The 11,984-nt window shown below is 35.4% G+C and carries 9 protein-coding genes; all 9 read right to left on the reverse strand.

Annotation, left to right across the window (positions count from 1 at the left end; all coding sequences use genetic code 11):
• Positions 1 to 21: 21 nt before the first annotated feature.
• Positions 22 to 2,451 (reverse strand): beta-galactosidase GalA, encoded by a 2,430-nt coding sequence (galA, locus tag ACIQ16_RS03125; RefSeq protein ID WP_396148581.1) that lies wholly within the window; start codon positions 2,449 to 2,451, stop codon positions 22 to 24.
• Between the two features lie 4 nt (positions 2,452 to 2,455).
• Complete coding sequence (locus tag ACIQ16_RS03130; protein ID WP_396148583.1) at positions 2,456 to 3,466, reverse strand: arabinogalactan endo-beta-1,4-galactanase; 1,011 nt, start codon at positions 3,464 to 3,466, stop codon at positions 2,456 to 2,458.
• 1 nt (position 3,467) lies between these two features.
• Complete coding sequence (locus ACIQ16_RS03135; RefSeq protein WP_396148585.1) at positions 3,468 to 4,562, reverse strand: arabinogalactan endo-beta-1,4-galactanase; 1,095 nt, start codon at positions 4,560 to 4,562, stop codon at positions 3,468 to 3,470.
• A 169-nt stretch (positions 4,563 to 4,731) separates the two neighbouring features.
• Positions 4,732 to 5,391, reverse strand: coding sequence for a ribulose-phosphate 3-epimerase (rpe, locus tag ACIQ16_RS03140; RefSeq protein ID WP_396148588.1), 660 nt, complete (start codon positions 5,389 to 5,391; stop codon positions 4,732 to 4,734).
• Positions 5,392 to 5,495: 104 nt separating this feature from the next.
• Positions 5,496 to 6,359: an RNA polymerase sigma factor RpoD/SigA gene (locus ACIQ16_RS03145; RefSeq protein ID WP_026718320.1), complete on the reverse strand. Its 864-nt coding sequence runs from the start codon at positions 6,357 to 6,359 to the stop codon at positions 5,496 to 5,498.
• Between the two features lie 133 nt (positions 6,360 to 6,492).
• Entirely contained in the window at positions 6,493 to 8,643 is a 2,151-nt protein-coding gene (locus ACIQ16_RS03150) for a polyribonucleotide nucleotidyltransferase (protein WP_396148590.1), read from the reverse strand.
• A 138-nt stretch (positions 8,644 to 8,781) separates the two neighbouring features.
• Positions 8,782 to 9,051 (reverse strand): 30S ribosomal protein S15, encoded by a 270-nt coding sequence (gene rpsO, locus ACIQ16_RS03155; protein WP_353078164.1) that lies wholly within the window; start codon positions 9,049 to 9,051, stop codon positions 8,782 to 8,784.
• A gap of 98 nt (positions 9,052 to 9,149) precedes the next feature.
• On the reverse strand, positions 9,150 to 10,442 hold the full coding sequence (locus tag ACIQ16_RS03160) for a DASH family cryptochrome (RefSeq protein WP_396148592.1): 1,293 nt from the start codon (positions 10,440 to 10,442) through the stop codon (positions 9,150 to 9,152).
• Positions 10,439 to 11,974, reverse strand: a complete 1,536-nt coding sequence (locus ACIQ16_RS03165; RefSeq protein WP_396148594.1) for a cryptochrome/photolyase family protein — start codon at positions 11,972 to 11,974, stop codon at positions 10,439 to 10,441. Before ACIQ16_RS03165 ends, ACIQ16_RS03160 begins: the two co-directional genes overlap by 4 nt.
• Between the last annotated feature and the right edge of the window lie 10 nt (positions 11,975 to 11,984).

The raw sequence follows: 11,984 nt of genomic DNA on the forward strand, positions 1-11,984 counted from the left end.
ATGCTGAATTTATTTCAGTACTTATTTTTTTAATTTTAAAACCACTGCGCCAGATTTCAATCCGTTTGATTTGGCTTCTAGTTTTACGTCACCTACATTTTTACCCGCTTGAATAATTACTTGGCATTTTCCGTTAAACGCACTTCTTTGCCAGTTGCCCTCTTTATACGTATCTGCTTCGTGGCTACTTGGGTCGCCATTTCCCACACCAATTATTTTTGCGTTTTCAGAAATGGTAAATGCAATTGGGTTGTTCGCCGTTGGCACTTCTCTTCCTTTTTCGTCTGTAATTGAAATATTTACAACATTCGCATCTTTTCCATCAGCCATTAAAATAGTTTTATCTGGGGTGAGTACCACATTTGTCGCTTGTCCTGTTGTTTCAATTTTTGCAGTAATTTTTTTACCTTTTTTGTAAGCAATAGCTTCTAAAGTTCCAGGTTCGTACAATACATTCCATTGTAAATGACTGTTTCTTTCCATTGTTTTTTTACCTAAACTTTTTTCATTTAAAAAAAGTTCTACTTCATCTGCATTTGAATTTACCCAGACATCAATTGGTTTGCCCACTTTATCAGGCCAATTCCAATGTGGCGAAAGGTGTAACACATCTTCATTCGTCCACCAACTTTTATAGTAATAATAAATGTTTTTTGGAAAGCCACATACATCCATAATTCCAAAATGCGAGTTGATATTAGGCCATTTATATGGGGTAGGTTCTCCACGATAATCGAAACCTGTCCAAATAAATCCACCCAACCAGTAGTTGTTTTCTGCAGCCAATTTCCACCACGTTTCGGCTTTGCTCGCCCACCAAGGATGCGTAATATCTTGATCTGGAACGTAGGCTCTAGTTTCATCTTTTTCATAAATACCCCTTGTGGTTACGGTACTTCCCATTTCGGTACCCAAAAGCGGTTGATTGGGATGGTCTTTATGATAATCGGCTACAGCATATTCTCTGTAATTAAACCCTCGAATAGGAATTACTTCGTTTACGCCTTTAAAATCATTTCCCATATCGGCAGCATACGTGCTGGTTCGTGTTGGGTCGATATCTTTTTGAATGGCCAATAACGTTTGTGCAATTTTTTTGCCGTATTCATTGCCTTGTATGTTTTGTTCTTCATTTCCAATAGACCATAAAAACACTGAAGGATGGTTTCTGTCTCGCTTTAAAATACGCGTAAACTGATCGATATATTCTGGACTGCTGTTTAATAAACGTTGTTCATCTAGTACTAACATTCCTAAACTATCACACGCTTCTAAAAGTTCTGGAGTTGGCGCGTTATGACTTGCTCTGTATGCATTGCAACCCATTTCTTTTAATAATTTTATGCGGTAATATTGCATATAATCGGGTAGGGCACTTCCAATACCTGCGTGGTCTTGATGGTTGTTGGTACCTTGAATTTTAAGGGGTTTACCATTTAAGAAAAATCCTTCTTTGGCATCAAATTTTACGGTTTTAATTCCGAAGCGGGTTTTGTTTTGATGAACGATTTGATTTTCAGATTGTAAAACAGAAACAACTCGGTATAAATATGGATTTTCTAGTGACCAAAGTTCTGGATTTTTAATGGCTACCTGATGTTTGATGGTTTGGCCTTTTCGACTGTCCAACTTGATTTTTTGAATAGCGGTTTTGGCTAAAACAGTTCCTTTTCTATCGGTAACATAACAATAAACTGTAGCATTTGCTTGGTTCAAAAGATTGTTTTGTACCATTGTTTCAACCGTAACCGTTGCTTTTTTATCTTTTACATCAGCATACACAAAAACGCCATCTTCAGGAATAAATATTTTGTCTGTTATGTGTAACCAAACGTGTCTGTAAATTCCAGCACCTTCATAAAACCAACCTTCGTATTGTGTAGCATCCACTCGAATTACTAGTACATTATCACCTTCAAAATTAATATAATCGGTTACGTCGTAGGAATTACCAACATAACCACTAAAATTAGTTCCTACATAAAAGCCATTTAACCAAATTTCGGCATTTCTGTAGATGCCATCAAACTGCATTTCGAAACGTTTGTTGCTTTTTGATTTGTCTACCGAAAAATGTTTGCGATACCAACCAATACTTGTTTCGGGATAGGCACCGCCAACGGGTTTGTAGCCGTGGCTATCCATTTCAACCTGTTCAGATTTTACAAATGGAAGTTCCACTAACCAATCGTGCGGCACATTGATTTTTTGCCAAGTGCTGTCAATAAATTTCGGATGTACAATTGTAGTAGCAAAAACATTGGATTTGTGAAGTAAAGCGGTTTTACTATAATCGAAATCTTTTTCAACATTTGCGGCATGTCCAAAATGAAATTTCCAATCTTCATCTAAACTTATTTTTTCTTGCGCCATTACGTTTGTAATCGCAAAAAGAAAGAAAATAATTAGCACCAATTTGTTCCTTAATTGTAATAATGTAATTTTTTTCATAAAATTAATTTTCTTTAAAAGCATCTAAAGCGGGTGATGGTTTTCCATCGTTTTGCCAAGCACTTAAGCTATAACCACTCCATGATTTAGCACCTTGTGGTTCCCAATACATAACACCTAAGCCTCTGTTATTGGGCACTTTTTTTACGGCTTCTATTGTTGCTTTTAATAATTCGTAGGTATTTTGAACTTTATCATCTTCGCCGCCAACTTCAACTATCATCACATCTTTATTATAGCGTTTAACCATATCGTTTAGGTTGAATTCTAAGTCGGCAATGGTTTCAGTATAATCTTTTTTTATCCAATAAGGATAATACGACAAACCAATAATATCATATTTTACGTTTTGTGCCGTAGCATTATCAAAAAATGTTCTGAATTTAGTGTTGTTATTGCCTTCATCTACGTGAACAATTACTTTTATATTTTTATCTACTGCTTTTGTAGCTTCATAGCCTTTGTTTAACAACTGTCCTAATTGCTTCCAATTATTGGTGCTGCCTTCTGGCCAAAGCATTCCTCCAGGAATTTCATTTCCTATTTGTACCCATTCTGGAGTTACACCGGCGGCTTTTAAAGCTGAAATTACATCATACGTATGGTTGTAAACGTCATTTAATAATTCTGGAAATGAATGTGTTTCCCAAGCTTTTGGTTTGTATTGTTTGGCAGGATCTGCCCAAGAATCTGAATAATGGAAGTTTATCATCACACGCATTCCCATTTTCTGAGCTCGTAATGCCATCGCAACCGTTTCTTCTTTGCTACAATGTCCGCTGGCTTTATCGGTATTTGGGTTTACCCAAACGCGTAATCGTACCGAGTTCATACCTCTGTCTTTCAGTAATTGTAAGCATTCTTTTTCTGTTCCGTCTTGGTCATAAAAGGTATAACCTGTGGCTTCCATTTGAGGCAACCAACCAATATCAGCTCCTTTTACAAAAGCTTTTTTGGTGCTTGTACAAGAAGTAAAAACTAGCGAAATCAGAAATAATATAAGTGAATTTTTCATCTTAGTTTTGACTAAAAGCATCCATAACAGGTAGTGCATTGTTGTTAAAATCCCATAACGCCTGATTTTCCCACGAAGAACCATTTGTAGCTGTTGGACCTCTAAAGGCTACCCATTCGGCACCCCAATAACAAAAACCTAATCCTCTTGAATTTTGCTTTACAAGATTTTTTATAGCTAAAAGAAATTCCTTTTGTCCTTGGTTTGTAGCAGGATAAGTAGGTACTAATTGATTGGCCAATCCTAAAATATTATTTGTATAATCGTTATATCCCAAGGTAAACGGATAGGCGGTTTCGGCAATAATCACTTTTTTATTATGTGTTTCACCTAAAGAAGTTATGGTAGCATTCACATCTGAAAGTATTTTACCGTGCCAAACCGGATAATAAGACAATCCAATATAATCATAGTTTATACTACTCATTTTATTAAAAAACCAAGTGGCACCACTTCCAATTCCTGCATAGTGAATCATTATTTTTGTTGTTGCAGATTGATTTCTAATGGCAGTACTTGCTGCTGAAATAAGTTGCAAGCATTGCGATTCGTTATTAATTAAATGCCCTTGCGGCCAAAGAAATCCGCTGTTTATTTCATTTCCAATTTGGATAATGTCTGGCTGAATTTCAGTCATTAGTAACGTAGTATAAGTGCTAACGGCTGTTTTTAAATTGGCAAATGATAAACTCGCCCAATCCGATGGCGGTGTTTGATTGCCAGGATCTGCCCAAGTATCAGAATAATGAACAGTTAACCAAACTTTCATTCCCGCTTGTTTGACTCTTACAGCTAAGGCTTTTACTTCTGCAAGTCCAGAATGATTGTCTGAAGGGTTTTTCCAAATACGTATTCTTATGGTATTACAGCCAGCATTTTTTAAGGTAGTAATCGCATTTTCTGCCACTCCGTTTTTCTTATAAATGGTGCCTTCGCTTTCAATTAAAGGCAAATAGGACATATCTGCAGCACGAATAAAATCGTCTGAAGTTGGAATATTTGGAATAGGAGCAGGCGTTACTTCTGGATCATTTGAAGAACAAGAAAGCACAAATAGCGCAAGAATAAAACAGACAAATTTAATTACAGATTTCATAGGTTATATTTTTTCAAATTTAAAACTAGTTTTTCAATAATGATTCAAAAATTTGATTTTATACTACTATAACTTTCAAAATATTGTAGTAAAAGGTTTGCAGGCGTAGTAAAAAAAATCCCTCACTTGAATAAGTAAAGGATTTATTTGATTTTCTTTTTAAGGAAAATTATTTCGTAATTTGTTTCAAATCAGCAATGGTTGCGATTGGGTCTTGTGCGCCAAAAACATAACTTCCTGCAACTAATACATTTGCACCAGCATCTGCTAATTGTTTTGCATTTTTATTGGTTACACCACCATCAATTTCTATAATGGTGTTGGCTTTGCATCTTTGTATCATTTCTTTCAATTGGCTGACTTTGTCATACGTTTTTTCAATGAAACTTTGTCCGCCAAAACCTGGATTTACACTCATAATACATACTAAGTCAATATCTTGAATGATGTCTTCCAAAACTTTTACGCTTGTATGAGGGTTTATTGCAACTCCAGCTTTCATACCTTCTGCTTTAATTGCCTGAAGCGTTCGGTGTAAATGATTACAAGCTTCATAATGAACTGTCAATACATTCGCGCCTAATTTAGCGAAAGTAGTTATGTATCTATCAGGATCTACTATCATTAAATGTACATCTATAGTTTTGGTAGCGTGTTTTGAAATTGCTTGCAAAACTGGCATACCAAAAGAAATATTCGGTACAAAAACGCCATCCATAATGTCAATATGAAACCAATCGGCTTCACTGGCATTAATCATTTCAATGTCGCGTTGTAAATTAGCAAAGTCTGCTGCTAAAACCGAAGGAGCGATAAGTGTGTTTTTCATTTTATAGTTTGTGTTGTTCACCGTAAAATTCCAAAAATAAAATTCCAAATTCCAAAATTGACCGATAAAGTCTAAATTGAGATTTGGAATTTTTTTATTGGAATTTATCCAAGATAAGTTTTTAATATTTTACTTCTTGAAGTATGTTTCAATCTGCGAATCGCTTTTTCTTTAATTTGTCGCACACGCTCACGAGTTAAATCGAAAGTTTCGCCAATTTCTTCTAACGTCATTGGATGCTGGTCACTTAAACCAAAATACAAACGCACTACGTCTGCTTCTCTTGGTGTTAAGGTTTCTAAAGCACGTTCAATTTCAGTTTGAAGTGATTCATGAATTAATTCTCTATCTGGATTTGGTGATTCTCCCGAACGTAAAACGTCATATAAATTTGAATCTTCCCCTTCTACAAGTGGTGCATCCATTGACAAGTGACGACCAGAGTTTTTCATAGACTCTTTTACGTCATTTACGGTCATATCTAATTCTTTTGCAATTTCCTCAGCAGAAGGCGGTCTTTCATTAGATTGCTCTAACAAAGCATACATTTTGTTGATTTTATTGATAGAACCAATTTTGTTCAAAGGCAAACGTACAATACGAGATTGTTCAGCCAAAGCTTGTAAAATCGATTGACGAATCCACCATACCGCATATGAAATGAATTTGAATCCACGAGTTTCATCAAAACGTTGTGCCGCTTTAATTAATCCTAAGTTTCCTTCGTTAATTAAATCGGGTAAGGTTAAACCTTGATTTTGATATTGTTTGGCAACCGATACTACGAAACGTAAATTGGCTTTCGTTAATTTTTCTAAGGCGCGTTGGTCACCCGCTTTAATACGTTGTGCTAATTCTACTTCTTCATCGGCAGTAATTAAATCTACCTTACCAATTTCTTGTAAATATTTGTCTAAGGAAGCAGTTTCACGATTGGTAACCTGCTTGGTTATTTTAAGTTGTCTCATTGAATTTTCCCCTTCACGTTAATGTTCTACTTGTTATACGCAATAAAAATAAAAAAGTTACAAAAAGTTATAAAAAAATAAAAATCCCGATACTTTTTAAACTATCGGGATTTAAACTATTTAAAAAATAAGATTATGCTTTTGAAGCGTCATCTTTTTTCTCTTCTCTTGGAGGTCTTGGTAAAAGTGCTTTTCTTGACACTTTTTCTTTTCTAGTTTTAGGGTCAACTCCTAAGTATTTCACTTGGAATACATCGCCCATATTCACTACATCTGTAACGTTTTCAGTACGTTCCCAAGCCAATTCAGATACGTGTAATAAAACTTCGTTTCCTGGCGCATCTGTATATTCTACAACCGCACCAAAATCTAACATTTTAATTACTTTTACTTCGTAAGCTTCTCCCATTTGTGGTTTGAAAATGATAGAATCAATTTTAGCCAATACTGCAGCAATTCCGTCAGGATCAGTTCCAAGGATTTCAACTACACCTTGCTCGTCAACTTCGTTAATAACGATAGTAGTTCCAGTGGCTTTTTGTAATTCTTGAATTACTTTTCCACCAGGTCCAATTAAGGCACCAATGAAGTTTCCAGGAATAGTTCTTGTAATAATTTTTGGAGAATGTTTCTTAACCTCAGCTCTTGGAGCTGCAATGGTGTCTGTTAATTTTCCTAAAATATGTAAACGTCCGTCACGTGCTTGTCCTAAAGCTTGCTCCATTATATCATAACGTAAACCGTCAATTTTGATATCCATTTGACAAGCTGTAATTCCGTCAGCAGTTCCAGTTACTTTAAAGTCCATATCTCCTAAGTGATCTTCATCACCTAAAATATCAGATAATACTGCGAATTTTTCACCATCAGTAATTAATCCCATAGCAATTCCAGAAACTGGTTTTACCATTTGAACTCCAGCATCCATTAATGCCATTGTTCCAGCACAAACAGTTGCCATAGAAGACGAACCGTTAGATTCTAATACTTCAGATACAATACGAATGGTGTAAGGACAATCTGCAGGAATCATATTTTTTAATGCTCTTTGCGCTAAATTTCCGTGACCTACTTCTCTTCTTGAAGTTCCTCTTAGAGGTTTTGCTTCACCCGTTGAGAAAGGAGGGAAGTTATAATGTAAATAGAATTTTTCTTCACCTTGTTCAGATGGAGAGTCTATTTGATTCGCTTCTCTTGAAGTACCTAAAGTTACTGTAGCTAAAGCTTGAGTTTCTCCACGTGTAAATAATGAAGAGCCGTGAACTCTTGGTAAATAATCTGTTTCACACCAAATTGGTCTGATGTCAGTTGTTTTTCTACCATCTAAACGAATACCTAATTCTAATACCACGTTACGAACGGCTTCTTTATTCGTTTTATAGAAATATTTAGATACTAAATCTCCATCAGCAGCTAATTCTTCTTCAGTAAATAACGCTTTTACTTCTTCTTTTACTTCCGCAAATGCAGCACTTCTTTCGTGTTTAGCCGAACCTACTTTAGCGATATTATAAATTTTATCGTAAGCAGCAGCTTTTACTTTTTTGTAAATTTCTTCGTTTTCTCTCTCACCTTCATACGTACGCGTTTCTTTTTTACCAAAAGCAGCTTGTAAACGTAATTGTGCTTGAATTTGAACTTTAATAGCTTCGTGAGCAAATTTGATAGCTTCTACCATTTCTGCTTCTGAAATTTCTTTCATTTCTCCTTCAACCATCGCAACAGAATCCATAGAAGCACCAATCATCATATCGATGTCTGATTTAGCTAAGTCTTCTCTGCTTGGGTTAATTACAAATTTTCCATCGATACGCGCAACACGTACTTCAGAAATTAAGTTGTAAAAAGGAATATCTGAAACAGCTAATGCTGCTGAAGCGGCTAAACCAGCTAATGAATCAGGCATTACTTCTTCGTCATGAGACATTAACTGAATCATAACTTGAACTTCCGCATGGTAATCGTCTGGGAAAAGTGGACGTAAAACACGGTCAACTAAACGCATCGTTAATACTTCGCTATCACTTGGGCGCGCTTCTCTTTTGAAGAAACCACCTGGAAAACGACCAGCGGCTGCAAATTTTTCACGATAATCTACTGTTAAAGGTAAAAAATCTACACTTGGGTTGATGTTACGAGATGCTACTGCCGTGGCAAGGATCATCGTATCACCCATTCTTACTACTACAGAACCGTCAGCTTGTTTCGCTAAACGTCCTGTCTCGATTGTGATGCTTCTGCCATCACCTAAATCGATTTTTTCTACAAATAATTGTGGAATCATAAATTTAATTCTCAAAGGTTATACAAAGGGTTAGTTGTGTTGTTGTAAAGGTGTTGTAGTCGTGTCTCTAACCCAATGAAAAACCAAACTTTTCTGCTTATTTGCAAACAAAAAGGGGCACAAAGCCCCTTTAGTATACTATTTTCTAATTCCTAATTCTTTAATTATCTCACGGTATCTTAAGATATCTTTTTTCTTTAAGTAATCCAAAAGACTTCTTCTTTTACCTACTAAAAGTACTAACGATCTTTCTGTGTTAAAATCGTGACGATTTTTTTTCAAGTGCTCTGTTAAGTGTGAAATTCTAAATGTGAATAACGCAATTTGTCCTTCTGCAGAACCTGTGTTTTCAGCTTTTCCTCCGTGTTTAGCGAAGATTTCAGCTTTTGTTTCTTTAGTCAAATACATGCTAATATTATTTAAATGATTATTATGTAGATTGAGTATATCTCAATACGGGTGCAAATTTACAAATTATTTTTGAAGTTGCAACTTTTAACTCTTTTTTATTTCAACCACAATTTTCTAAACGATTTGTTTTTATCATAATCGGCTGCTTGTTTTTCAATATTAAAGTAACGATGACCTCTTGGATCATTCCCAACCCCAGCTAAATAGGCCCAATTTCCCCAATTACTACACACATCGTAATCGATTAATTGTTGCTCAAAATACGCAGCACCAATTCGCCAATCCATGTTGAGTTCATTGCAAAAATAACTCGCAACGTTTTGTCGTCCACGATTACTCATAAAACCTGTTTTTTGTAATTCGAGCATATTGGCATTGATAAAATCAGACGGCGTTTCGCCATTAATCCATTGATTAAGCAATTTTTCGTTTAAGGATTTCGAATTTACTTTCTCGGTTTTTATGCCTTCGTATAAGAAAAATTTCGTTTGGTATTTTTTGAACATAAATCTAAAGAAATCGCGCCAAAGCAATTCGAAAACCAACCAGTACGTAGAATCATTCGCGCCAAATTGCTTTTCGTATTTTTTAATTTCTGCATAGATGTATCGAGGTGAAATACATCCTAAAGCCAACCATGGCGAAAATTTTGACGAATAATCGGCGCCTACCATTCCGTTTCGGGTTTCTTTATAAGTTGACAAACATTTTGTATCGTAAAAATAATGTTGTAATCGATGCTTCGCTTCCGTTTCGCCACCTTTAAATTGTAAAACTGCACGAGAATCGATTATAGCTTTGTCTAACCCTAATGTTTCTAAAGTGGGTAATTCCAAAGGAGAAATTTCAGGCGAATTCATTTTTGTTGGAGCTTCAAATGCTTTTCGTATTTCGGAATCTTTTTCTGTTTTTTTTCTGAAATTGGTAAACACATCCGGAATGTCTTTTATAGAAAATGGCAAGTCTTCTGCACGATATAACGTACTTGTACTAACTTTTTCTAATTCACATCGTAACTTAAATAATTCATCTTGAACCTTTTTTTCAGTTTGTCTTTCTTCAAAAGCGACTTCACGCTTGGCAAATACTTTTTGTGCTTTATATTCGTGTACTAATTTCGGAATTTCAATTTCTGGCTTACCCATTACAACTTTCAAACCTGAACCTAAAGTTCTTAATTTGGCATCCAAATCTTCAAGCGATTCCAATAAAAATTGCGCTCTAAAACTCCCTGTTTTTTTAAATCCGTAAACCGTAGTTTCAAAATGGGATTCGTCAAAACAATACACAGGAATTACCTTCTCACTTTGAGCAATCGCTTTGACTAAGGTTTCATTATCTTCAATTCGTAAGTCGGTTTTAAACCAAACTATTGCGTTCTTTATCATAAATTATTGATATTTTTCAAATAATAATCGGCTTGTTCTAATAAGGCAACTTTATCATCTGGTTTCATTTTCCGCCACACATTATACATCATACCAATTCGGGGATTTTTACCTAATTTGTCTTCGTTTTTATCATAAAAATTCCAATACAAACTATTGAAAGGACATGCTTTTTCTCCTATTTTTACTGCTTTTTTGTAAAAACAACTGCCGCAATAATGACTCATTTTATCGATGTAAGCCGCTGAACTCACATACGGTTTTGTGCCTACAATTCCGCCATCGGCAAACTGACTCATGCCTCGCGTGTTGGTAATTTCTACCCATTCAATCGCATCGATGTAAATTCCCAAATACCAAGCGTCAACTTCATCAGGATGTATTCCAGCCAAAAGTGCAAAATTACCCGTTACCATCAATCGCTGAATATGGTGGGCGTAAGCGTAATTTAAAGATTGGTTAATCGCATCTTTCAAACAATTCATTTTTGTTTTGCCGGTCCAAAACCATTCTGGAAGTGAGTTTTCGTTATTGAAATAATTCATTTTGGCGTATTCGGGCATTTTATTCCAGTAAATTCCACGCATGTATTCGCGCCAGCCAATAATTTGGCGCACAAATCCTTCCAATTGATGGTAGGCGATTTTCTCTGGATTGTTTTCCCATTCCAAGATGGCTCGCTGAATCACTTCCAAAGGTGAAATTAGTTTCACATTCATCGAAAACGAAAGTCGGGCGTGATACAACGACCATTCGTTAGGCGTCATAGCATCTTGGTAACTCCCAAAAAGTGCTAAACATTCGGTTACAAAAAAATCGAGTAATTCGAGTGATTGCTTTCTGTTAATGGGCCAAACAAAATTTTCAGCATCGATGTTTCCAATGCTTTTGATATCTGTTTTTTGAATTTCTGAAACGATTTTGGTTACATTATTTTGGAAAACTAAAGGCGAAGTGGGTTTGTGGTCTTTGGGTAATTTTTTTCGATTTTCGCCGTCATAATTCCATTTTCCTGTCAAAGGTTTATCGCCCTCCATTAAAATATGGTGTTTTTTACGCATCATATGGTAAAAACTCTCCATTAAAAAGGTTTTTTTACCTTCGAAAAAATCACCTAATTCGTTTCTTGAACTCATAAAATGCTCCGAATCGCATACCGAAGTTGCGATTGTAAGCGACTGACATAAATTTTTTAGCTGTTCGTCCAAACGGTATTCGTCTGGGAATTGGTATTCAAAATGGGTAAACTGTTCTTTTTCTATTAAAGACTTTATATTTTTTTCAAATGATTGTAAATTATTGGTGTCATTCAAATGAAAATAAACAACTTGATGTTGTTGCGATTGTAATTCGGAAGCAAATTCTTGCATAGCCGAGAAAAAACCAACTATTTTCTGAATGTGATGTTTGGCATAATCCGTTTCTGTTCGAATTTCCATCATGACATAAGTCACCGAATCATCAATGGTTTTGAACCAAGAATGATTGCTGTTTAATTGATCTCCAAGAAGTAATCGTAACGTTTTTGACATTTCTTTTTTT

The organism is Flavobacterium sp., from assembly GCF_044360715.1.
In the GTDB taxonomy this organism is placed as follows: Bacteria; Bacteroidota; Bacteroidia; order Flavobacteriales; family Flavobacteriaceae; genus Flavobacterium.